This is a genomic window from Streptomyces sp. LARHCF249, assembly GCF_052871255.1.
In genome coordinates this window covers 324,493-345,394 of the sequence record NZ_JBIXJQ010000006.1, presented here as the reverse complement: position 1 = coordinate 345,394, position 20,902 = coordinate 324,493, and the positions used below count along the sequence as shown (strand labels likewise).

General features: G+C 73.1%; 20 protein-coding genes. 9 read left to right on the top strand and 11 right to left on the bottom strand.

What is annotated here, in order from left to right; all coding sequences use genetic code 11:
- Nucleotides 1-84: 84 nt before the first annotated feature.
- Genes ACIPUC_RS19590 through paaA form a run of 5 tightly spaced genes read right to left on the bottom strand, consistent with a single transcriptional unit; the run spans nucleotide 85 to nucleotide 3,750 of the window.
- Nucleotides 85-1,188 carry a 2Fe-2S iron-sulfur cluster-binding protein gene (locus ACIPUC_RS19590; protein WP_446590872.1) on the bottom strand — a complete coding sequence of 368 codons (1,104 nt, stop codon included), beginning with the start codon at nucleotides 1,186-1,188 and terminating at the stop codon, nucleotides 85-87.
- Nucleotides 1,189-1,695: a 1,2-phenylacetyl-CoA epoxidase subunit PaaD gene (gene paaD, locus ACIPUC_RS19585; protein ID WP_446590871.1), complete on the bottom strand. Its 507-nt coding sequence runs from the start codon at nucleotides 1,693-1,695 to the stop codon at nucleotides 1,189-1,191. It lies immediately after the preceding gene.
- The gene (gene paaC / locus ACIPUC_RS19580; protein WP_446590869.1) at nucleotides 1,689-2,438 is read right to left on the bottom strand and encodes a 1,2-phenylacetyl-CoA epoxidase subunit PaaC; all 750 of its coding nucleotides are present in this window, start codon (nucleotides 2,436-2,438) and stop codon (nucleotides 1,689-1,691) included. Before paaC ends, paaD begins: the two co-directional genes overlap by 7 nt.
- Nucleotides 2,435-2,719: a 1,2-phenylacetyl-CoA epoxidase subunit PaaB gene (paaB, locus tag ACIPUC_RS19575; RefSeq protein ID WP_384757985.1), complete on the bottom strand. Its 285-nt coding sequence runs from the start codon at nucleotides 2,717-2,719 to the stop codon at nucleotides 2,435-2,437. The genes paaC and paaB overlap by 4 nt, the downstream gene beginning before the upstream one ends.
- Nucleotides 2,716-3,750: a 1,2-phenylacetyl-CoA epoxidase subunit PaaA gene (paaA, locus tag ACIPUC_RS19570; RefSeq protein ID WP_446590868.1), complete on the bottom strand. Its 1,035-nt coding sequence runs from the start codon at nucleotides 3,748-3,750 to the stop codon at nucleotides 2,716-2,718. Before paaA ends, paaB begins: the two co-directional genes overlap by 4 nt.
- Before the next feature lie 147 nt (nucleotides 3,751-3,897).
- Between paaA and ACIPUC_RS19565 the strand changes: the two genes are divergently transcribed.
- The 3 genes from ACIPUC_RS19565 to ACIPUC_RS19555 are packed head-to-tail and all read left to right on the top strand — an operon-like array spanning nucleotide 3,898 to nucleotide 6,511.
- Complete coding sequence (locus tag ACIPUC_RS19565) at nucleotides 3,898-4,560, top strand: DUF5819 family protein (RefSeq protein WP_446590867.1); 663 nt, start codon at nucleotides 3,898-3,900, stop codon at nucleotides 4,558-4,560.
- The gene (locus ACIPUC_RS19560; protein ID WP_446591171.1) at nucleotides 4,557-5,708 is read left to right on the top strand and encodes an HTTM domain-containing protein; all 1,152 of its coding nucleotides are present in this window, start codon (nucleotides 4,557-4,559) and stop codon (nucleotides 5,706-5,708) included. Before ACIPUC_RS19565 ends, ACIPUC_RS19560 begins: the two co-directional genes overlap by 4 nt.
- A 44-nt stretch (nucleotides 5,709-5,752) precedes the next feature.
- A complete protein-coding gene (locus tag ACIPUC_RS19555; RefSeq protein ID WP_446590866.1) occupies nucleotides 5,753-6,511 on the top strand; it encodes a TrmH family RNA methyltransferase in 759 nt (252 codons plus the stop codon).
- Here ACIPUC_RS19555 and paaN read toward each other — a convergent pair.
- A complete protein-coding gene (paaN, locus tag ACIPUC_RS19550) occupies nucleotides 6,508-8,190 on the bottom strand; it encodes a phenylacetic acid degradation protein PaaN (protein WP_446590865.1) in 1,683 nt (560 codons plus the stop codon). The two genes, ACIPUC_RS19555 and paaN, sit on opposite strands and share 4 nt — an antisense overlap.
- Nucleotides 8,191-8,314: 124 nt before the next feature.
- On the opposite strand from paaN, the gene ACIPUC_RS19545 reads away from it, so the two are divergent.
- The 3 genes from ACIPUC_RS19545 to ACIPUC_RS19535 all read left to right on the top strand — a co-directional run bounded on the left by ACIPUC_RS19545 (nucleotide 8,315) and on the right by ACIPUC_RS19535 (nucleotide 12,225).
- On the top strand, nucleotides 8,315-9,835 hold the full coding sequence (locus ACIPUC_RS19545; protein WP_446590864.1) for a 3-hydroxyacyl-CoA dehydrogenase: 1,521 nt from the start codon (nucleotides 8,315-8,317) through the stop codon (nucleotides 9,833-9,835).
- Nucleotides 9,832-10,419, top strand: a complete 588-nt coding sequence (locus ACIPUC_RS19540; protein ID WP_446590863.1) for a TetR/AcrR family transcriptional regulator — start codon at nucleotides 9,832-9,834, stop codon at nucleotides 10,417-10,419. Before ACIPUC_RS19545 ends, ACIPUC_RS19540 begins: the two co-directional genes overlap by 4 nt.
- A 177-nt stretch (nucleotides 10,420-10,596) precedes the next feature.
- Nucleotides 10,597-12,225, top strand: a complete 1,629-nt coding sequence (locus ACIPUC_RS19535) for a PKD domain-containing protein (protein WP_446590861.1) — start codon at nucleotides 10,597-10,599, stop codon at nucleotides 12,223-12,225.
- A 65-nt stretch (nucleotides 12,226-12,290) separates the two neighbouring features.
- Here ACIPUC_RS19535 and ACIPUC_RS19530 read toward each other — a convergent pair whose 3' ends face one another.
- Nucleotides 12,291-12,860, bottom strand: a complete 570-nt coding sequence (locus ACIPUC_RS19530) for an Lrp/AsnC family transcriptional regulator (RefSeq protein WP_446590859.1) — start codon at nucleotides 12,858-12,860, stop codon at nucleotides 12,291-12,293.
- Nucleotides 12,861-13,066: 206 nt separating this feature from the next.
- Here ACIPUC_RS19530 and pdhA point away from each other — a divergent pair, with 206 nt between their 5' ends.
- From pdhA to ACIPUC_RS19515, 3 genes are read left to right on the top strand one after another with little or no spacing between them, the layout of a single operon-like run.
- Nucleotides 13,067-14,203 carry a pyruvate dehydrogenase (acetyl-transferring) E1 component subunit alpha gene (gene pdhA, locus ACIPUC_RS19525; protein WP_446590858.1) on the top strand — a complete coding sequence of 379 codons (1,137 nt, stop codon included), beginning with the start codon at nucleotides 13,067-13,069 and terminating at the stop codon, nucleotides 14,201-14,203.
- Nucleotides 14,200-15,219, top strand: a complete 1,020-nt coding sequence (locus tag ACIPUC_RS19520) for an alpha-ketoacid dehydrogenase subunit beta (protein WP_446590856.1) — start codon at nucleotides 14,200-14,202, stop codon at nucleotides 15,217-15,219. The genes pdhA and ACIPUC_RS19520 overlap by 4 nt, the downstream gene beginning before the upstream one ends.
- Nucleotides 15,219-16,502, top strand: coding sequence for a dihydrolipoamide acetyltransferase family protein (locus tag ACIPUC_RS19515; RefSeq protein ID WP_446590854.1), 1,284 nt, complete (start codon nucleotides 15,219-15,221; stop codon nucleotides 16,500-16,502). The genes ACIPUC_RS19520 and ACIPUC_RS19515 overlap by 1 nt, the downstream gene beginning before the upstream one ends.
- A 66-nt stretch (nucleotides 16,503-16,568) precedes the next feature.
- Here the strand turns inward: ACIPUC_RS19515 and ACIPUC_RS19510 are convergent, their stop codons facing one another.
- Genes ACIPUC_RS19510 through ACIPUC_RS19495 form a run of 4 tightly spaced genes read right to left on the bottom strand, consistent with a single transcriptional unit; the run spans nucleotide 16,569 to nucleotide 20,863 of the window.
- Nucleotides 16,569-17,546, bottom strand: a complete 978-nt coding sequence (locus tag ACIPUC_RS19510) for an NAD(P)H-quinone oxidoreductase (protein WP_446590853.1) — start codon at nucleotides 17,544-17,546, stop codon at nucleotides 16,569-16,571.
- A gap of 19 nt (nucleotides 17,547-17,565) precedes the next feature.
- Nucleotides 17,566-18,666 carry a potassium channel family protein gene (locus ACIPUC_RS19505; RefSeq protein WP_446590852.1) on the bottom strand — a complete coding sequence of 367 codons (1,101 nt, stop codon included), beginning with the start codon at nucleotides 18,664-18,666 and terminating at the stop codon, nucleotides 17,566-17,568.
- Nucleotides 18,654-19,964 (bottom strand): molybdopterin molybdotransferase MoeA, encoded by a 1,311-nt coding sequence (locus ACIPUC_RS19500; RefSeq protein ID WP_446590850.1) that lies wholly within the window; start codon nucleotides 19,962-19,964, stop codon nucleotides 18,654-18,656. Before ACIPUC_RS19500 ends, ACIPUC_RS19505 begins: the two co-directional genes overlap by 13 nt.
- A complete protein-coding gene (locus ACIPUC_RS19495) occupies nucleotides 19,961-20,863 on the bottom strand; it encodes an NTP transferase domain-containing protein (protein ID WP_446590849.1) in 903 nt (300 codons plus the stop codon). The genes ACIPUC_RS19500 and ACIPUC_RS19495 overlap by 4 nt, the downstream gene beginning before the upstream one ends.
- Nucleotides 20,864-20,902 lie beyond the last annotated feature (39 nt).

Here is a 20,902-nt window from a genome sequence, read left to right as displayed (position 1 = left end):
ATCTGACGGTGCGTCAAGATAGAACAGGCTCTGGGAAAAGGACAGGGCCTGGGACAGGGACCCCGAACGGGGGCAGGGCCCCGGTCACCGGTCGAAGTCGATCTCCACTTCCTCCGTCACCGGGTGGGACTGGCAGGCCAGTACGAATCCGGCGTCCGTCTCCTCGGCCTCCAGCGCGAAGTTCCGGTCCATCCGGACCTCGCCCGTCACCAGGAACGCCCGGCAGGTGCCGCACACCCCGCCCTTGCAGGCGTACGGGGCGTCCGCGCGGTTGCGGAGCACCGCGTCCAGCAGGGATTCCCCGTCGCGGACCGGCCAGGTGCCGGAACGGCCGTCCAGGCGCGCGGTGACCCGGCCGTGGGAGGGGGCCGGGGCGGCGCCGGCGCGAACCGGCGCCGTGCTGTCCTCGACGTGGAAGATCTCCTCGTGCACCCGGCTCCGGGCGACGCCGAGCGCGCCCAGGGTGCGCTCCGCACTCTGCACCAGGCCGTACGGGCCGCACAGGAACCAGCCCGTCACGTCCGCCACCGGCAGCAGCGCGGGCAGCAGCTCGGCCAGCCGCTCCCCGTCCAGGCGCCCGGAGGGCAGTCCGGACTCCTGCTCCTCCCGGGACAGGACCGTGACCAGCTGGAAGCGTGCCGGATACCGGTCCTTGAGGTCGGCGACCTCCTCCAGGAACATCGTCGACGCCGCCGTGCGGTCGCTGCGCACGAGGCAGAACCGGGCGTCGGGGCGGGCGGCCAGCAGGCTCGCGGCGATCGACAGCACGGGGGTGATCCCGCTGCCGCCGACGATCGCCGCGTAGTGCCCGGCGGCCGGGGCGGCGGCCGGGTCCAGGACGAACCGGCCGGCCGGGACCATCACGTCCAGCACGTCCCCGGCGGCGATCTGCTTGTGGGCGAAGGTGGAGAACTCCCCGCCCTCCACCAGCCGCACGCCGACCCGCAGCTCCGCGGGGCCCGGGCCGTCCGGCGTCGGGGCGGGGGAGCAGATCGAGTAGGTGCGGCGGATCTCCGTGCCGCCCTCGGGGGCGGCGCGGCGCAGCGTCAGGTGCTGGCCGGGGGCGTGCCGGTACTCCTCGCGCAGTTCCTGCGGAACCCGGAGGGTCAGGGCCACCGAGTCGTCGGTGAGCCGGTCGACCGCAGCCACCGTCAGCGGGTGGAACGCGCCGTGGCGGGGTGCGGCCATCTACAGCTCCTTGAAGTGGTCGAACGGTTCGCGGCAGGCGGTGCAGCGGCGCAGCGCCTTGCAGGCGGTGGAGGAGAACCGGCTGAGCAGCTCGGTGTCGGTGGACCCACAGTTCGGGCAGCGGACCGACAGGGTCAGCGGGACCGGCCCGCCGGCCGCGTGCGGGCGCGGCGGGGCGATGCCGAACTCGGCCAGCTTGCGGCGGCCTTCGGCGCTGATGTCGTCGGTGGACCAGGCGGGGGCGAGCACGGTGGTCACCCGTACCTCGGGTATGCCGTGGTCGGTGAGGACCCGCTCGATGTCGGCGGACATGGCCTCGATGGCCGGGCAGCCGGTGTAGGTGGGGGTGAGGACGACCTCGGCGCCGCCGTTCTCGCGCATCTTCACGCCGCGCACCACGCCGAGCTCGCCGAGGGTGAGCACGGGCAGCTCGGGGTCCGGGACGGAGCCGGCCAGCTCGGCCAGCTCCGCCTCCAGGCGGGTCGTGCCGGCGTGGGCGGTCACCATGACGCCCCCGGGTGGCTGCGGTGCAGGTGCTGCATCTCGGCGAGCAGGCGGCCGAAGGACTCGGTGTGCAGTCCCTGGCGCCCGGCTCCGGCCGCCCAGGCGCCGGTGCGCGGCCCCTCGGGCAGCGCGAGCCCGGCCCGCTCCAGTACGCCGGTCACCGCGGCCAGCCAACGCCCTTCCAGGGCGGGCCAGTCCAGGCCCTCGAGGCCGTCCACCGGCTGGAACATCTCGCCGGTGTACTTCCACAGGGCGTCCAGGGCGGCGCGCATGCGGCCCCGGCTCTCCTCGGTGCCGTCGCCGAGCCGCAGGGTCCACTGCTCGGCGTGGTCGCGGTGGTAGGCGGTCTCCTTGACGGCCTTGGCCGCGAGCGGCGCGAACGGGCCGTCCCCGCAGGCCAGTTCCCCGTAGAGCTCGTGCTGGTAGAGGGAGAAGAAGAGCTGGCGGGCGATGGTGTGGGCGAAGTCGCCATTGGGTTGCTCGACCAGCTGGAGGTTGCGGAAGGAGCGCTCCTCGCGCAGGAACGCCAGCTCGTCCTCGTCGCCGGCCATGGTCAGCAGGATGCGGGCCTGGCCGAGCAGGTCGAGGGCGATGTTGGCGAGCGCGACCTCCTCCTCCAGCACGGGGGCGTGGCCCGCCCACTCGCCGAGGCGGTGGGAGAGGATCAGGGCGTCGTCGCCGAGGGCGAGGGCCGCCCGGTGGACTGCCGCGGTGGTCGTGTCGGCGGCGGTGTCGGTGCCGGTCACAGGTGGCTCACCCCCTCCGGGATGTCGTAGAAGGTCGGGTGGCGGTAGGGCTTGTCGGCGGACGGGGCGAAGAAGGGGTCGCGCTCGTCCGGCGAGGAGGCGGTGATCTCGGTGGAGGGCACCACCCAGATCGAGACGCCCTCGCTCCGCCGGGTGTAGAGGTCGCGGGCGTTGCGCAGGGCCATCTCCGCGTCGGGGGCGTGCAGGCTTCCCGCGTGCGTGTGCGAGAGGCCGCGGCGCGAGCGCACGAACACCTCCCACAGGGGCCAGTTCTGCGTCATACCCGTGCCTCCTCGTTCTGTGCGGCGCGTGCCGCCTGCTTCTCCGCGTACGCCGCGGCCGCGTCGCGCACCCAGGCGCCTTCCTCGTGCGCCGTGCGCCGCTGGCTCAGGCGCTGCTCGTTGCACGGGCCGTTGCCCTTGAGCACGTTCCAGAACTCCGCCCAGTCGATGGCGCCGAAGTCGTGGTGGCCGCGCTCCTCGTTCCACTTCAGGTCCGGGTCGGGCAGGGTCAGGCCGAGGGCCTCCGCCTGCGGGACGGCGATGTCCACGAACCGCTGGCGCAGCTCGTCGTTCGAGTGCCGCTTGATCCGCCAGGCCATCGACTGGGCCGAGTGCGCCGACTCGTCGTCGGGCGGGCCGAACATCATCAGCGAGGGCCACCACCAGCGGTCGACCGCGTCCTGGGCCATGGCGTGCTGTGCCTCGGTGCCCTTGGACAGGGTCATGAGGAGCTCGAAGCCCTGGCGCTGGTGGAAGGACTCCTCCTTGCAGATCCGGACCATGGCGCGCGCGTACGGCCCGTAGGAGCAGCGGCAGATCGGCACCTGGTTGGTGATCGCCGCGCCGTCCACCAGCCAGCCGATGGCGCCGACGTCGGCCCAGGTCAGGGTGGGGTAGTTGAAGATCGAGGAGTACTTCTGCTTGCCCGCGTGGAGCTTGTCGAGCAGCTCGTCGCGGCTGGTGCCCAGGGTCTCGGCCGCGCTGTAGAGGTACAGCCCGTGGCCGGCCTCGTCCTGCACCTTGGCCATCAGGATCGCCTTGCGGCGCAGCGAGGGCGCACGCGTGATCCAGTTCGCCTCGGGCTGCATGCCGATGATCTCGGAGTGGGCGTGCTGGGCCATCTGGCGCACGAGGGAGGCGCGGTATTCCTCGGGCATCCAGTCGCGCGGCTCCACGCGCTCCTCCGCCGCGACCGCCGCGTCGAAGGCCGCCGCGAGCTGTGCGCCCAGGTCAGCAGCCATGCCTGTGCCGTCCGTCCGGTCTGTCCCGAGGGCCGTCTCCGGCCCCGTCTCCGGGGTCACTGCCACCATCCCGGTCCCCTGTCAGCGTGTGTCGGCCGGCCGTCTGTCCACCCGACCGACCGATCGTTCGGTTCATCCTCTTCAATGGTGGGTCGGCGGCCCGTAGGGTGTCAACCTCTGAGGTCAACCCTGTGGATGCCGGACGATCGGGGCGGGATGGATTCGAACGAGCGGGAACCCGCCGCAGCGGCCGATCCGCCGCCCCCGCCGGCGCCCGGAATCGCCGGTCTGTCCTCCCCCTACCGGGTGGTCGTCGCCCTGGCCCTCGGCGCCGTCGCCGTGGCTGCCTGTACGCATCTCGCCCTGGTGTTCCTGCACGTCGCCCCGCCCAATACGGTCAGCAAGCAGCACGCGCGGACGGTCGACGACTGGATCTACCCCGAGTTCGAACAGAACTGGAAGCTCTTCGCGCCCAATCCGCTCCAGCAGAACATCGCGGTGGAGGTGCGCGCGCAGGTACGGACGGCCGGCGGCGAGCTCGTCACCACGGACTGGCGGAACCTGAGCGCCGAGGACGGCGCGGCCATCCGCCGCAGCCTGCTGCCCAGCCACACGGAGCAGAACGAGCTCCGCCGGGCCTGGGACTTCTTCACCGGCTCCCACGACGAGCAGAACAAGCCGAACGGCGAGCGCGGCGAGCTGTCCGAGCAGTACCTGCGGCGGATCGCGGTGAACCGGCTCGCCCCGCACCACCCCGGCGGCCACATCCTGCGGATCCAGCTGCGCTCGGCGACGACGGCCGTGCCCGCGCCGAAGTGGAGCGACGAGACGACCGACACCGAGACGTACTACCGGGAGCTGCCGTGGTGGACGGTGTGAGAACCGGCCTGGCGACCGCGCTGGCGAAGGTCACCGGGCAGGCCATGGGCCCGTACCAGAGCGCCGTGATCCGCATCGGCTTCGCCGGGACCTGGCTCTTCTTCCTGCTGCGCGAGTTCCCGCACCGCCACGAGCTGTACGGGCCGGACGGGCCGTGGAGCTGGGCGCTGGCGGAGCGGCTGATCGAGTCGAACGGGGCCTTCACGGTCCTGATGTGGTCGGACTCGACGGTGTGGTTCGAGATCGTCTACGCGGTGGCCGTGCTGGCGAGCGCCGGGCTGCTGCTGGGCTGGCGGACGCGGGCCACGTCCGTGCTGTTCATGGTCGGGGTGCTCGCGCTGCAGAACCGCAGCGTGTTCATGGGCGACGGCGGGGACAACGTCATCCACCTGATGGCCGTGTACCTGGTGCTGACCCGGTGCGCGCAGGTCTGGTCCCTGGACGCGCGGCGGGCCCGGCTGCGCGGTTCGGCCTCGGCGGGTGCCGCCGGGCCGGTGCTGTGGGGCGTGCTGGGCGCGGTGCTCGCGTACGGGGCGGTGACCGGGCGGTTCGGCAACGGCTGGCTGGCGGCCTTCGCGGCGGTGTGGGTGGTCTGCGGGCTGTGGTGGCTGGTGGACCGGCACGAGCCGGGCGGGGAGGGCCGGGCGACGCTGGACGTGCTGGCCAACGTGCTGCACAACGCCGGGATGCTGGTGATCATGGCGGAGGTGTGCCTGATCTACGCGACGGCGGGCTGGTACAAGATCCAGGGATCGCGGTGGCAGGACGGGACGGCCCTGTACTACCCCCTCGGCCTGGACTACTTCACGCCGTGGCCGGGGCTGTCCGCGCTGCTGGCGGGCAGTGGGACGCTGGTGATGCTGCTGTCGTACGGGACGGTGGCCGTCCAGGTGGCGTTTCCGTTCACGGTGTTCAACCGGCGGATCAAGAACGCGCTGCTGGCCGTGATGGTGCTGGAGCACGCCGGGATCGCCGTGCTGCTGGGCCTGCCGTTCTTCTCTTTGGCGATGATCGCCGCCGACGCGGTGTTCCTGCCGACGGTGTTCCTGGTCTGGCTGGGAGCCAGGGCCGCTGCGCTGCGGCCCGGGCGTCGTGAGCAGGCCCCTGCCCTGGCCCCGGCGGAGCCGAGCCCGGCCCTCCCCCGCTGACCGCCCCTGCGGGTCCGGGCAGAGGCGGACCGTAGGGTCGGGGCATGAGCAAAGGGCAGAGTGCCGACGATGTTGAGCGGCAGTGGCGGGACGGCGTCGGGCAGGGGCTCGTCCTGCTGGACGGGTTTCACGCGCTGAAGCACGCGCTGCGGTTCGGGGCCGAGGTGCGGACGGTCCTCGCCGAGGACCCCGACGCCGTACGGGCGCTCGCCGCCGAGCTGGCTCCGGACGTCGAGGCCGAGGTGGCCCGCCTGACGCGGGCGGCGCCGCTGAAGGGGCTGCTGGCCCGGGTGCACCCCACCGGAGTCGCGGCCCTGGCGGTGCGGCCCGACCGGGCGGCGGGCCTGGCGGCCCTGGGGCGGCTGCCGCGCCCCGCGCCCGTCGTCGTGCTCGACAACCCCCGCAACCTCGGCAACGTCGGAGCCGTCGTCCGCCTCGCCGCGGGCTTCGGCGCCACCGGCGTGGTCACCCGCGGCGACCTCGACCCCTGGCATCCGAACGTGGTCCGGGCCGGGGCCGGGCTGCACTACGCCACCACCGTCGAGCGGATCACCCTCGACACGCTGCCGCCCGGGCCGCTGTACGCGCTCGACCCGGAGGGCGAGGACATCCGTGCCCTCACCCTCCCGGACGACGCGCTGCTCGCCTTCGGCTCCGAGCGCCACGGCATCTCACCCGAGCTGCGGGAACGGGCCGACCACCTGGTCGCACTCCCGATGCGGCCGCAGGTCTCCAGCTACAACCTAGCCACCAGCGTGGCCATGGCCCTGTTCCACTGGGGCGGGCCCGGGGACACCGCTTAGGCCTGGCGGCGGACCTCCACCACGCGGAAGCGGTTGGAGACGAACGCGCCGTCGCACAGCGCCGCGTTGGCCGCCGGGTTGCCGCCCGAGCCGTGGAAGTCGGAGAACGCGGCGGTCTGGTTCACGTACACCCCGCCGGTCAGGTTCAGCGAGAGCTGCGCGGACTCCTCCAGGCAGACCTCCTCGATCGCCCGCTCGGTGTCGGCGGACGTCGTGTAGGCGCCCACCGTCATCGCGCCCTTCTCGCGCACCGTGCGGCGCAGCAGCTCCAGCGCGTCCGCCGTGGAGTCCACGGCCACCGCGAAGGAGACCGGGCCGAAGCACTCCGAGAGGTACGCCGCCTCCGGGTCGGGCTTGGACGCGTCCAGCTTGACCATCACCGGGGTGCGGACCACCGCGTCCGGGAACTCCGGGTTGACGACCTCGCGGGAGGCCAGCGCGACCTCGCCCAGTCCGGCCGCCGCCTCCAGCCGCTCCTTGACGCCCGGGTTGACCAGGGCGCCGAGCAGGGCGTTGGCCCGCGCGTCGTCGCCCAGCAGGCCGCCGACCGAGGCGGCGAGGTCGGCGACGACCTCGTCGTACGTCTTGTGCCCGGCGTCCGTGGCGATGCCGTCGCGCGGGATCAGCAGGTTCTGCGGGGTGGTGCACATCTGGCCGCTGTAGAGGGAGAGGGAGAACGCGAGGTTCGCCAGCATGCCCTTGTAGTTGTCCGTGGAGTCCACGACCACCGTGTTGACGCCGGCCTTCTCCGTGTAGACCTGGGCCTGGCGGGCGTTGGCCTCCAGCCAGTCGCCGAACTCGGTGGAGCCGGTGTAGTCGATCAGCTTGACCTCGGGGCGCAGCGCGAGGGTCTTGGCGATGCCCTCGCCCGGCCGCTCCACCGCCAGCGCCACCAGGTTCGGGTCGAAGCCGGCCTCGGCGAGGACCTCGCGGGCCGCCTGGACCGTCAGCGCCAGCGGGAGGACGGCCCGCGGGTGCGGCTTGACCAGCACCGCGTTGCCGGTGGCCAGGGAGGCGAACAGGCCCGGGTAGCCGTTCCACGTCGGGAAGGTGTTGCAGCCGATCATCAGGGAGACGCCGCGCGGGACCGCCGTGAAGGTCTTGCCGAGGTCGAGCGGGTCGCGCTTGCCCTGGGGCTTGGACCAGTCGGCCTGCCCCGGGACCCGCGTCTGCTCCTCGTACGCGTAGGCCACGGCCTCCAGGCCGCGGTCCTGCGCGTGCGGGCCGCCCGCCTGGAACGCCATCATGAACGCCTGGCCGCTGGTGTGCATGACCGCGTGCGCGAACTCGTGCGTGCGGGCACCGATCCGGGCCAGGATCTCGATGCAGACCAGGGCGCGCGCCTCGGGGCCCGCGTCGCGCCAGGCGGCCATGCCGGCCTTCATCGCGGGCAGCAGGACGTCCGGGTCCACGTGCGGGTACTCGACACCCAGCTCCGGGCCGTACGGGGAGACCTCGCCGCCCGCCCAGCCGTCGGTGCCGGGCTGTCCCAGGTCCAGCCGGGTGCCGCGGACGGCCTCGAAGGCGGCGAGCCCGTCGGCCGGGGCGGTTTCGCCGTAGGCCTTGGGGTGTTCGGGATGCGGGGACCAGTAGGCGCGGCTGTGGATCGCCGACAGGGCCTGGTCCAGGGTGGGCCGGTGCTTGGCGGACAGCTGGGGGACGGTGAGCTCGGCGGCCATCAGGGACCAACTCCTCGTTGAGCCGGGCGAAGGAGAGCAGACTGGAGTTAGAGTAACCGAACGATCGGTCGGGACAAGAGGGCCCGGCGGCCCTGTGGATAAGTCGGTGCGGGAGGATCAGGACATGACAGCAATCGAGCGGTCCCGCACTGTGGCGGTCATCGGCGCGGGCACCATGGGCCAGGGGATCGCCCAGGTCGCCCTTCTCGCAGGTCACCGCGTGCTGATCTACGACATCGACGCGGCCCTCGCCGCCGACGGCGTCGGCATCGTGCAGGACCGCATCGAGCGGATGACCGCCAAGGGCCGCCTGGATCGCGCCGAGGCCGAGGACGCGATCGGCCGAATCGCTTCGGCGGGCGCCCTCGCGGACCTGGCCGCAGCCGCCCTGGTCATCGAGGCGGTCGTCGAGAACGTCACCGTCAAGCAGACGCTCTTCGCCGCACTCGAAGGGGTGGTTTCGCCGGACGCGCTGCTGGCCACGAACACCTCTTCGCTCTCCGTCACCGAGCTCGCCGCGGGTCTCGCGCACCCCGGCCGCTTCCTCGGCCTGCACTTCTTCAACCCGGCCCCGCTGCTCCCCCTCGTCGAGGTGATCAGCGGTTTCGCGACCGACCCGGCCGCCGCCGAGCGCGCCTACCGCACCGTCCTCGGCTGGGGGAAGACGCCGGTCCGCTGCGCCGACACCCCCGGCTTCATCGTCAACCGGATCGCCCGCCCCTTCTACGCCGAGGCCTTCTCGGTGTACGAGGAGCAGGGCGCCGACCCGGCCACCATCGACGCCGTGCTCCGCGAGAGCGGCGGCTTCAAGATGGGCCCGTTCCAGCTGACCGACCTGATCGGCCAGGACGTCAACGAGGCCGTGACCCGCTCGGTGTGGGAGTCCTTCTTCCGCAGCCCCAAGTTCACCCCGTCCCTCGCGCAGCGCCGGCTGGTCCAGTCGGGCCGCCTCGGCCGGAAGTCGGGCCACGGCTGGTTCCCGTACGGCCCGGACGCCATCGCCCCGGAGCCGCACACCGCCGCCCCCGAGGAGGCCCCGGCCAAGGTCACCGTGGTCGGCGACCTCGGGCCCGCGGCCGAGCTGGCCGACCTGCTGGAAGAGGCCGGGATCGCGGTCGCCTCCACGGGGCACGGGGGCCCGTACATCCAGCTGCCCGGCGAGGGCCAGCTGGTGCTCGCGGACGGCAAGACCTCGGTCGAGTTCGCGGACGTCGTCTACTTCGACCTCGCGCTCGACTACCGGGGGGCCACCCGGATCGCGCTCTCCGCCAGCGAGGACACGAGCGAGCGGACCCTCGCGGAGGCCGTCGGCCTGTTCCAGAAGCTGGGCAAGAAGGTCTCCGTCATCGGAGACGTCCCCGGCATGATCGTCGCCCGGACGGTCGCGATGCTGATCGACCTGACGGCCGATGCCGTCGCGCGCGGCGCGGCCACCGCCGAGGACATCGACACGGCGATGCGGCTCGGCGTCAACTACCCGCTGGGCCCCGCCGAGTGGCACGACCGGCTGGGCCGGGACTGGGCCTACGACCTGCTGCACCACCTCGACGAGCGCTGTCCCGGCGGGCGGTACGCGCCCTCGCTGGCGCTGTTCCGGCTGGGCTACGCCGCAGGGGACGGCGACGAGACGGGGGAGAGCGCGTGACGACGGCGAAGCGGGACACCTACACCCCCGAGACACTGCTCTCGGTCGCCGTCGAGGTCTTCAACGAACGCGGCTACGACGGCACCTCAATGGAGCACCTCTCCAAGGCCGCGGGCATCTCGAAGTCCTCGATCTACCACCACGTGACGAGCAAGGAGGAGCTGCTGCGCCGAGCCGTGAGCCGCGCCCTCGACGGGCTCTTCGCCGTCCTGGAGGAGCCCGGCGCCGTACGGGGGCGGGCCGTCGAGCGCGTCGAGTACGTCACGCGCCGCACGGTGGAGGTGCTCGTCGGCGAGCTGCCGTACGTGACCCTGCTGCTGCGCGTGCGCGGCAACACCCGGACCGAGCGCTGGGCCCTGGAACGCCGCCGCGAGTTCGACCACCAGGTCGCGGACCTGCTCAAGGCGGCCGCCGCCGACGGGGACCTGCGGGCCGACGTGGACATCCGGCTCGCCACCCGCCTCCTCTTCGGCATGGTCAACTCCCTGGTCGAGTGGTACCGCCCGCACCCGGGCACGGGACCCGACCAACTGGCCGACGCGGTGGTGCACATGGCCCTCGACGGCCTGCGGACGGTCCGCTGACCAGCGGCTGCCACCCCCCTCCGGAAGGCTGCCGGGCGGTTCTGTACCCTGAGCGGGATTTCGGTCTTGAGCGCGTTCAAAACTTCGCGTCCAGGGCCCTCGCACCGAACGAAAATGGGGGAACCGGTGCGCAGTCGCCGTCTCGTAGTTCCAGCTGCCGCAATCGTCGCGGCCGTCGTGGGTTTTCTGCCGGGCACGGCCCAGGCCGCGGGTCCGTCCGCGCCGGGCGCCCACCACGTCACCAAGCCCTCCGACCCGGGGAAGGCCGGAGCGTCCAGCTTCAGGACCTTCACCAGCGGCGCCGAGAAGACCGTCCGGAAGGAGGCTTCCGCCGCCGCTCTGGCGGAAGGAGCCGCCACGGGGAACCCGGACCTGAAGGTCGCCCTGGGCGTCACGAACACCGGCGCCCACTCCCTCCAGCTGGAGGCGGACGTCACGAGTGCCGACGCCTCGCTCGAAGTCAGCGTCTCCTGGGGTGACGGCACGGTGGACCGGCTCGCCGCCTCCGGCTCCACCCTGCTGATGCCGACGCACACCTACGCGGAGGTCGGCCACTACACGATCAAGGTCGGTGTGAACGACGTCGCCAACAAGGTGTACGTCGAGAACGAGGTCGCGGCCGTGACCTCGGGCAACGAGTTCACGCCGCACGAGCCCCTGCGCCTGCTGGACACCCGGGAGGGGTTCCGCGCGCCGAAGGCCAAGATCGCCCCGTACGCCTCCGCCCGCGTGAAGGTCGCCGGCTACGGCACGATCCCGGCCGACGCGCAGGCCGTGGTCCTCAACGTCACCGTCACCAACACCACCAGCGGCGGGCACATCACGGCCTACGACTCGGGCAACATGCGGCCGAACGCGTCGAACATCAACTTCGAGGCCGGCCAGACGGTCCCGAACCTGGTCGTCGTACCGGTCGGCCAGGACGGCTCCGTGGAGCTCTACAACGGCGGTTGGGAGTCGGTCGACCTGATCGCCGACATCACCGGCTACTTCGCGCAGAAGGCATCCAACGGCTACACCCCGATCGCCCCGGCCCGCTTCGTCGACACCCGCGAGGGCCTCGGCACCCTCAAGGGCCAGGTCCCCGGCCAGACGAGCTTCGGCACGCAGATCAGCGGTCTGCGCGGGGTGCCCCAGGGGATCAAGGCGGTGGCGCTCAACGTGACGGTGACCGGCCCGAAGGAGGCCGGCCACCTGACCGTCTACCCGAGCGGCGGGCGGATCCCGCTCGCGTCCAACGTGAACTTCACCGCCGGCCAGACCGTCGCCAACTCGGTGATCGTGCCGGTCGGGCCCGACGGAAGCATCAACATCCGCAACAGCTCCTGGGCCGGGGCCGACGTCGTGGTGGACGTCGTCGGCTACTACAGCCCCGAAGGCCAGGGTGCCTTCATGGTGCTCTCGCCGATGCGCTGGCTCGACACGCGCAACCCCGAGGGCGCGATCAGCGAGATCCACGGCCCGATCGCCGGCCGCGGCTACGTCCCCGTGCCGTTCTTCTACGAGGAGGGCTTCGCCGTCACCGCGTACGTGCTGAACACCACGGTCACCAACACGGCCGGCGCGGGCTTCCTCTCGGTCGCTCCCGACCCGAACTCGGCCGAGCAGTACAAGAACGGGACCCAGGTCACGCCGGCGCGGCCCAGCGCCTCGACCCTGAACTGGACGAAGGGAAAGACCGTCCCGAACCTGGTCCAGGCGACCTCGGGCCCCCACGCCGTCGTCGACTTCTGGAACCAGGGCTGGGAGAAGGCCGACCTCGTGGTCGACATCTTCGGCTACTACGAGCACCCGGTTCACCCGTAGGTTCCGCGCACAGCGCCCCGGGGTGGTCCGCCAGGCCCTTCCCGGGGCGCTGTCGCGCGTACGGGCTATTCTTCGGTGAGCGACGGAGGCCCGGACGGGCCCGGGCCCGGGGCCAGGAGATCCGTTTCCTCGAACACCAGCAGGGTGCGCGTGGAGAGCACCTCCGGAATGGACTGGAGGCGGGTCAGGACCAGCTCGCGCAGGGTGCGGTTGTCCGGTGTGTGGACCAGCAGCAGGACGTCGAAGTCGCCGCTGACCAGGGCGATGTGCGCGGCGCCGGGGAGCTCGCGGAGCTTCTCGCGGACCGTCCGCCAGGAGTTCTGGACGATCTTCAGGGTGATGTAGGCGGAGGCGCCCTGGCCTGCCCGTTCGTGGTTGACGCGGGCCGTGAAGCCCCGGATCACGCCGTCGTCGATGAGCCGGTTGATGCGGGCGTAGGCGTTGGCGCGCGACACGTGGACCTGTTCGGCGACCGAGCGTATCGACGCGCGGCCGTCCGCCTGGAGCAGCCGCATGATCGACCGGTCGATCGGGTCCAGGGGGCGGGGTGGGACGGAAGACACCGACGGGGTCCCGGGGGCGACCCCCGGCGGGACCGGTGCGGAACCCGCTCCGGCCATTTGTTCATCCGGCATTGCCCGATGCCTCCCTCTCCTGGACGTCCTGCATCCATCCCAGGGCCCAGACGCCAGTTTGTCCACAGCCTGGAGCCGCCTGTAGCCAAATTGCGCGGACAACCGAACAATCGGTAGGTGAGGCGCCTCACATCCGAGCCGTCGCCTCCCCCGGCTACCGCTGGGGGTGCCCCCAGCCCGCTTCCCACGAGGAGGTGTACGCCGCCATGACGGTCCAAGAGCTGCCCGGTGCCGGTGCGTCCCACCGACCCACCCCGCCGCCCGCCTGGAGGCCCCGTACGGACGCCGCTCCGCTGCTCCCGGACGCCGAGCCCTACCGGGTCCTCGGTACGCCCGCGGCGGACCGGCTCGACCCCGCGCTGATGCGCCGCTGCTACGCCGAGCTGGTGCGCGGCCGCCGCTACAACGCGCAGGCCACCGCGCTGACCAAGCAGGGGCGGCTCGCCGTCTACCCGTCCACCGTCGGCCAGGAGGCCTGCGAGATCGCGGCGGCGATGGTCCTCGAGGACCAGGACTGGCTGTTCCCGAGCTACCGCGACACGCTCGCGGCCGTGGCGCGCGGACTGGACCCCGTACAGGCACTGACCCTGCTGCGCGGCGACTGGCACACCGGATACGACCCGCGCGAGCACCGGATAGCCCCGCTGAGCACCCCGCTCGCCACCCAGCTGCCGCACGCCGTGGGCCTGGCCCACGCGGCCCGGCTGCGCGGCGACGACGTCGTGGCCCTGGCCATGGTCGGCGACGGCGGCACCAGCGAGGGCGACTTCCACGAGGCCCTGAACTTCGCCGCCGTCTGGCAGGCACCGGTGGTCTTCCTCGTGCAGAACAACGGCTTCGCGATATCCGTTCCGCTCGCCAAGCAGACCGCCGCCCCGACGCTGGCCCACAAGGCCGTGGGCTACGGGATGCCCGGCCGGCTGGTCGACGGCAACGACGTGGCCGCGATGCACGAGGTGCTGACCGAGGCCGTCCGGCGGGCCCGGGCCGGCGGCGGTCCGACCCTGATCGAGGCCGTCACGTACCGGATGGAGGCCCACACGAACGCCGACGACGCCACCCGCTACCGCGGCGACGCCGAGGTCGAGGCCTGGAAGGCGCACGACCCGGTCGAGCTGCTGGAGCGCGAGCTGACCGCGCGCGGGATCCTCGACGAGGCGGGCATCCAGGAGGCGCGCGACGCGGCCGAGACCATGGCCGCCTCGCTGCGCGAGGGGATGAACGCGGATCCGGTGCTGGACCCGATGGACCTCTTCGCGCACGTCTACGCGGAGCAGACCGGCCGGCTGCGCGAGCAGGCGGCACAGCTGCGCGCCGAGCTGGACGCGGAGGGAGACGCATGACCACGGTGGCTGCGAAGGCGGCGAAGTCGGGGGCCAAGCCCGCGACGATGGCCCAGGCCCTGACGCGCGCGATGCGCGACGCGATGGCCGAGGACCCCACGGTCCACGTCATGGGCGAGGACGTCGGGACGCTGGGCGGGGTCTTCCGGATCACGGACGGGCTCGCGAAGGAGTTCGGCGAGGACCGCTGCACGGACACCCCGCTCGCGGAGGCCGGCATCCTGGGCGCGGCGGTCGGCATGGCCATGTACGGGCTGCGGCCGGTCGTGGAGATGCAGTTCGACGCGTTCGCGTACCCGGCCTTCGAGCAGCTGATCTCGCACGTGGCCAAGATGCGCAACCGCACGCGGGGCGCGATGCCGCTGCCGATCACCATCCGGGTGCCGTACGGCGGCGGGATCGGCGGGGTGGAGCACCACTGCGACTCCTCCGAGGCGTACTACCTGGCCACGCCCGGCCTGCACGTGGTGACCCCGGCGACGGTCGAGGACGCGTACGGGCTGCTGCGCGCGTCCATCGCGAGCGACGACCCGGTGGTCTTCCTGGAGCCGAAGCGGCTCTACTGGTCGAAGTCCGACTGGTCGCCGCAGGCTCCGGCCGCGGTGCCGGGGATCGGCAAGGCCCTGGTCCGGCGGACGGGCACGAGCGCGACGCTGATCACGTACGGGCCTTCGCTGCCGGTGTGCCTGGAGGCGGCCGAGGCGGCGCGCGAGGAGGGCTGGGACCTGGAGGTCGTGGACCTGCGCTCGCTGGTCCCCTTCGACGAGGACACGGTCGTGGAATCCGTACGCCGCACCGGGCGCGCGGTGGTGGTCCACGAGGCCGCCGGCTTCGGCGGACCGGGGGCGGAGATCGCCGCCCGGGTGACCGAGCGCTGCTTCCACCACCTGGAGGCGCCGGTGCTGCGGGTGACGGGCTTCGACATCCCGTATCCGCCGCCGATGCTGGAGAAGCACCACCTGCCCGGTGTGGACCGGATCCTGGACACCGTGGCCCGCCTGCAGTGGGAGATCTGATGCCGCAGGTCATGGAATTCAAGCTGCCGGACCTCGGTGAGGGCCTGACGGAGGCCGAGATCGTGCGCTGGCTGGTCGCGGTGGGCGATGTCGTCGCCATCGACCAGCCGGTCGTCGAGGTCGAGACGGCCAAGGCGATGGTCGAGGTGCCCTGCCCGTACGGCGGAGTGGTCACCGCCCGCTTCGGGGAGGAGGGGCAGGAGCTTCCGGTCGGCGCCCCGCTGATCACCGTGGCGGTGGGGGCGGAGGCGGCTTCCGCCGAGGCTCCCGCGGCTCCCGCGGCGGAGGCCTCGGGCTCCGGGAACGTCCTGGTCGGCTACGGCACGGACCATTCGCGTCCGGCCCGTCGGCGGCGGGTGCGACCCGTCACCGCCGAGGTCTCGGCGCCGGTGGCCCAGGTTGCCGGGCCCGTACCGGTGATCTCGCCGCTGGTACGGAAGCTGGCCAAGGACCACGGGGTCGACCTGCGCGCGCTGCGCGGGTCGGGCCCCGAGGGGCTGATCCTGCGCGCGGACGTCGAGGCGGCGCTGTCGGCGCTGCGCGCGCCGCAGCCCGCCGCGGCGCCCGTCGCGGCCCCTGTCGCCGTGGCGGCGCAGGGCGAGCGGATCCCGCTCAAGGGAGTGCGCGGGGCGGTCGCCGAGAAGCTGTCGCGCAGCCGGCGGGAGATCCCGGACGCGACCTGCTGGGTCGACGCGGACGCCACCGAGCTGATGGCGGCGCGGGCGGCGATGAACGCCGTGGGCGGGCCCAAGATCTCGGTGCTCGCGCTGCTGGCGCGGATCTGCACGGCCGCGCTGGCCCGGTATCCGGAGCTCAACTCCACCGTGGACCTGGCGGCGGGCGAGATCGTCCGGCTGCCGTCCGTGCACCTGTCCTTCGCCGCGCAGACCGAGCGGGGCCTGATGGTCCCGGTGGTCCGCGACGCGCAGAACCGCAACCCGGAGTCGCTGTCGGCGGAGTTCGCCCGGCTGACGGAGCTGGCGCGGGCCGGGAAGCTGTCGCCGGCGGACCTGACGGGCGGGACGTTCACCCTGAACAACTACGGGGTGTTCGGGGTCGACGGCTCCACGCCGATCATCAACCACCCCGAGGCGGCGATGCTCGGTGTCGGGCGGATCATCGCCAAGCCGTGGGTGCACGGCGGTGAGCTGGCGGTGCGGCAGGTCGTGCAGCTGTCCCTGACGTTCGACCACCGGGTCTGCGACGGCGGCACGGCCGGCGGGTTCCTGCGCTACGTCGCCGACTGCGTGGAATCCCCGGCGGTGCTGCTGCGCAGCCTGTAGCCGTCCCGCGGGGCCGGATGTGCCCACAGGGCGATCCGGCCCCGCCGGCGTTTGAGGCGGGGGCGCTCAGACCGTGAGCAGGAGTTTGCCCACGTGGCTGCCCGACTCCAACACCCGGTGGGCCTCGGCGGCCTCCGCCATCGGGAACGTCGCGTGGACCACCGGGCGTACGCGGCCCGCCGCCACCAGCGGCCACACGTGCTCCCGTACCGCCGCGATGATCGCCGCCTTCTCCTCCAGCGGACGCGTCCGCAGCGAGGTGGCGGTGATCGCCGCCCGCTTGGACAGCAGGGCGGCCAGGTTCAGTTCGGCCTTCACGCCGCCCTGGAGGCCGATGACCGCCAGGCGGCCGTTCACGGCGAGGGCGTCCACGTTCCGGGACAGGTACTTGGCGCCCATGATGTCCAGGATCACGTCCGCCCCGGCTCCGCCCGTCGCCGCCCGCAGCTCGGCCACGAAGTCCTGCTCGCGGTAGTCGATCAGGATGTCGGCGCCCAGCTCCTTGCAGCGGGCCAGCTTCTCCGGGCCGCCGGCCGTCACCGCGACGGTCGCGCCCACGGCTTTCGCCAGCTGGACGGCCATCGTCCCGATCCCGCTGGCCCCGCCGTGCACCAGCAGGGTCTCGCCGGGCCGCAGGCCCGCCACCATGAACACGTTGGACCACACGGTCGCGACGACCTCGGGCAGCGCGGCCGCCGTCACCAGGTCCACGCCCGCCGGGACCGGCAGCAGCTGGCCCACCGGGACGACCGCCTTCTGCGCGTACCCGCCGCCCGCCAGGAGGGCGCACACCTCGTCGCCCACCGACCATCCGGACACCCCCGGACCCATCGCCGAGATCCGCCCGGAGCACTCCAGCCCGGGGTGGAGCGAGGCGCCGGGCGGCGGATCGTAGAAACCCTGCCGCTGCAGGACGTCGGCACGGTTCACGGCGCTCGCCGCGACCTCGACGAGGACCTCGCCCTCGGCCGGCACCGGATCGGGTGCCTCGGTCCAGACGAGGGCCTCAGGACCGCCGGGCTGTTCGATGGTGATCGCATGCATGGCCCGGAGGCTACGCGATCTAGTCGCGGGACGGCAGCGTCACCGGCGGCGAAGTCGGCGGAGCCGCGCGGACGATGGTGATGAGACGGTCCGTCAGCTGGATCGGGCTCGCGTGCGGATCGTCGTACGCCAGCAGCCGGTGCCCGCGCAGCACGCTCACGACCAGGTCGTCCGTCTCGCGCACCGACTTGCCGACCTCGGACCGGTTGGCGGGCCGTTCGATGAGGTCGAGGCCGCTGCCCGACTGGATCAGGTCCTCCATCACGGTGCCCGCGCTCGGGCTGAGGACGGAGAGGCCCAGCAGCCGGCCCGCCGCGCTCGCGCTCGTGATGACCGCGTCCGCGCCCGACTGGCGCAGCAGGGGTGCGTTCTCCTCCTCGCGCACCGCCGCGACGATCTTCGCGCCGCGGTTGAGCTGCCGCGCCGTCAGCGTGACCAGGACCGCCGTGTCGTCGCGCTGGGTGGCGATGATGATCTGACGCGCCTTCTGGAGCTCTGCCCGCAGCAGGACGTCGGAGCGGGTGGCGTCGCCGACCACGCCGGTGAAGCCCTCCGCGTTGGCCATGTCGACCACCTTGGCGCTCGGATCGACGACGACGACCTGGTCCCGGCCCAGGCCGGTGGACAGCAGCGTCTGCAGGGCAGAGCGGCCCTTGGTGCCGAAGCCGACGACGACCGTGTGTTCGCGCAAGTTCTTCCTCCAGCGGCGCAGCCGCCATTCTTCCCTCGTCCGCTCCGTGAGGACTTCCAGGGTGGTTCCGACCAGGATGATCAGGAACAGGACGCGCAGGGGCGTGATGAGCAGGACGTTGGTCAGCCGCGCGCTGTCGCTGTGCGGGACGATGTCGCCGTAGCCGGTCGTCGACAGCGTCACGGTCGCGTAGTAGACGCAGTCGAGGAGGTCGACCCGGTCGTTGGCGTTGTCGTGGTAGCCCTCGCGGTCCAGCCACACGATCAGGACCGTCAGGAACAGCACGAACAGGGCCATCAGCAGGCGTTTGGTGACCTGCTGCAGGGGCTTCTCGACGATCCGTCTGGGCAGTTTGATGCGCCGGGACACCAGCTTCTCGTCGGCGTCCCGGGCCATGGCGTCGTGGCCGTGCAGTTTCACGTGAAACATCCTCCGGAGGCCCAGGGCAGATCGAGGATCTCCAACTCCTGCCCGGCCCGCGCGCCGTTCGGCGGTACGACGGCCAGCGCGTCGGCGGCGGCCACGCCGCGCAGCATCGCGGGACCGTTGTAGCGCAGCGGCTGCGCGTGCTCGCCGCTCAGCAGGACCGGGACCAGCCGGGTGTCGTGCGGGTGGCCCGGTACGTCGCCCTGGACCGTCGCCGTGTAGCGGGGGCGCGGGCGGCGGCCGGCGAGGGCGCGCAGCAGAGGTTCGGCCAGCGTCAGCAGCCCGGAGACGGCGGCGAGCGGGTTCCCGGGCAGCCCGACCAGGTGCCGGCCCTCGGCCCGGTTCCCGATCCTGGCCAGCAGCATCGGGTGGCCGGGGCGTACCGCGACGCCGTCGACCAGGAGTTCGGCTCCGGCCCGGCGCAGTACGGGGTGCACGTGGTCGACGGGCCCGGAGGCGGTGCCGCCGGTGGTGAGGACGACATCGGCGGCGGAGGTGGTGACGGCCTGGTGGAGGGCTTCGGCTCCGGCGGGGTCGTCGCCGAGCCGCCGCGTGCCGATGACCTCGGCACCGAGGCGGGTGAGCCAGGGGCCGAGCATGGGGCTCAGCGCGTCCCGGATCAGCCCGTCGTGCGGGCGGCCTTCCGTGAGGAGCTCGTCGCCGAGCACCAGGATCTCCACGCGGGGGCGGGGCCGGGTGGTCAGCTCGTCGTACCCGGCGGCCGCGGCCAGGCCCAGTACGGCGGGGGTGACCAGTGATCCGGCGGGCAGCAGCAGGTCGCCGGAGCGGCACTCCTGGCCGCGCGGGCGGATGTCCTGGCCGGTGAGGACGGGCCGGTCGGCGAAGAGCTGGGTGCCGCTCTCGCGGCAGTGCTCGCTGCGGATGACGGCGGTGGTCTCGGCGGGGATCCGGGCGCCGGTGGCGATCCGTACGGCCTCGCCGTCCGCGAGGGGCTCGGGCCGGCCGGAGCCGGCCAGCACCCCGGCACCGGCGCGGACGCTCCACGGGCCGGGGCCGGCGACGGCCCAGCCGTCCATGGCCGAGGTGTCGAAGGACGGCAGGTCGGTCAGGGCGTCCAGGGGCGCGGCCAGCACCTCGCCGAGGGCGTCCGCGAGGGGGACCCGGTGGGTGCGGGCCCGCACCCCGTCCCCGGCCCGGGCGGCCGTGTCCCGGGCCCGCGGCCAGGCGCAGGCGCGGCGGCCGCCGCCGGCCCCGCCGCCGGAGCCGGCACCGTCCGGGGTGCGGCTGACCAGGGCCAGGGCCTCGTCGAGGGCCTGTTCGGCGGGGTTCGCGGGGATCATCCGGAGCCGTTCTCGTGGGAGGCGTCGGGGGAGTCGGCGGCCTTCGCCTCGGCGGCCCAGCGCAGCGCCAGGCCGGCGGCCTTGCGGGAGGCCTCGGCGACGGCCTGGGCGGGGTCGGCCCCGGCGGCCTCGGCCCGCGCCGCCGCGTAGCCGACCAGGAAGGTGGTCAGCGGTGCGGCGGGCCGGTCGACGCCGTGGGCGGCGTCACGGGCGAGGTCGAGCAGGGCCTTGACGTCGACGGGGAGGTCGATGCCCAGCTCGGTCTTGACGGCGGTGATCCATTGGTCCAGCACGGTTCCATGCTCCCTGATCCGGGCGCGGGCGGCGGCGAGATCGTCCCAGGTGTCGCAGTCGAACGAGGCGAACGGCGGCGCCGGGACACGGGCGAGGTCGAGTTCGGCGGTGAGTGCGCGCAGCGGGAGCCCGGCGAGACTGCCGTGTTCGGCGGCGAGGAGGGCCAGCTCGCGGCGGAGCGGCTCGCCGCGGTAGGCGGCGATGAGCGGCTGGTCCCGGCCGTCCGGGTCGCGAAGCAGGGCGCCCTCGTGCCCGGGGGCGCCGTGCCCGCCGGGTCCGCCGGATGAGCTCAGCAGGGTCCGTACGGTCTCCCGGTCCAGGAAGGGCAGGTCCGCTGAGAGGACGAGCACGAGCTCGGCGGCGGTCTGCCGCAGTCCGGCGTCCAGCGCGGCCACGGGGCCGCCGCCGGGCGGATCCTCCCTGGCCCAGCGCACCGGGCGGGCGGTGGGGCGGCGGCCGCCGACCACGATGGTGGTGCGGGCGTCGGCGCACGCGTCGAGGACGCGGTCGAGGAGGGGGCGGCCGCCGACGCTCAGCGCGGGCTTGTCCGCCCCGCCGAGGCGCCTCGCGGCGCCGCCCGCCAGCACGATCGCGTCGTAACTCATGCCCCTGAGTATGCGTCGCCCGTGTCCCCTGTGGCGCCG

Bases quoted from the DNA above. Each gene is read 5' to 3' on its own strand.
- paaB (WP_384757985.1), bottom strand. From the start codon at position 2,719: ATGACGCAGAACTGGCCCCTGTGGGAGGTGTTCGTGCGCTCGCGCCGC.
- ACIPUC_RS19510 (WP_446590853.1), bottom strand. From the start codon at position 17,546: ATGCATGCGATCACCATCGAACAGCCCGGCGGTCCTGAGGCCCTCGTC.
- ACIPUC_RS19545 (WP_446590864.1), top strand. From the start codon at position 8,315: ATGACAGCAATCGAGCGGTCCCGCACTGTGGCGGTCATCGGCGCGGGC.
- ACIPUC_RS19555 (WP_446590866.1), top strand. From the start codon at position 5,753: ATGAGCAAAGGGCAGAGTGCCGACGATGTTGAGCGGCAGTGGCGGGAC.
- ACIPUC_RS19520 (WP_446590856.1), top strand. From the start codon at position 14,200: ATGACCACGGTGGCTGCGAAGGCGGCGAAGTCGGGGGCCAAGCCCGCG.
- ACIPUC_RS19565 (WP_446590867.1), top strand. From the start codon at position 3,898: ATGGATTCGAACGAGCGGGAACCCGCCGCAGCGGCCGATCCGCCGCCC.
- ACIPUC_RS19515 (WP_446590854.1), top strand. From the start codon at position 15,219: ATGCCGCAGGTCATGGAATTCAAGCTGCCGGACCTCGGTGAGGGCCTG.
- ACIPUC_RS19590 (WP_446590872.1), bottom strand. From the start codon at position 1,188: ATGGCCGCACCCCGCCACGGCGCGTTCCACCCGCTGACGGTGGCTGCG.
- paaN (WP_446590865.1), bottom strand. From the start codon at position 8,190: ATGGCCGCCGAGCTCACCGTCCCCCAGCTGTCCGCCAAGCACCGGCCC.
- paaD (WP_446590871.1), bottom strand. From the start codon at position 1,695: ATGGTGACCGCCCACGCCGGCACGACCCGCCTGGAGGCGGAGCTGGCC.
- paaA (WP_446590868.1), bottom strand. From the start codon at position 3,750: ATGGTGGCAGTGACCCCGGAGACGGGGCCGGAGACGGCCCTCGGGACA.
- ACIPUC_RS19505 (WP_446590852.1), bottom strand. From the start codon at position 18,666: ATGTTTCACGTGAAACTGCACGGCCACGACGCCATGGCCCGGGACGCC.
- ACIPUC_RS19530 (WP_446590859.1), bottom strand. From the start codon at position 12,860: ATGCCGGATGAACAAATGGCCGGAGCGGGTTCCGCACCGGTCCCGCCG.
- pdhA (WP_446590858.1), top strand. From the start codon at position 13,067: ATGACGGTCCAAGAGCTGCCCGGTGCCGGTGCGTCCCACCGACCCACC.
- ACIPUC_RS19500 (WP_446590850.1), bottom strand. From the start codon at position 19,964: ATGATCCCCGCGAACCCCGCCGAACAGGCCCTCGACGAGGCCCTGGCC.
- ACIPUC_RS19495 (WP_446590849.1), bottom strand. From the start codon at position 20,863: ATGAGTTACGACGCGATCGTGCTGGCGGGCGGCGCCGCGAGGCGCCTC.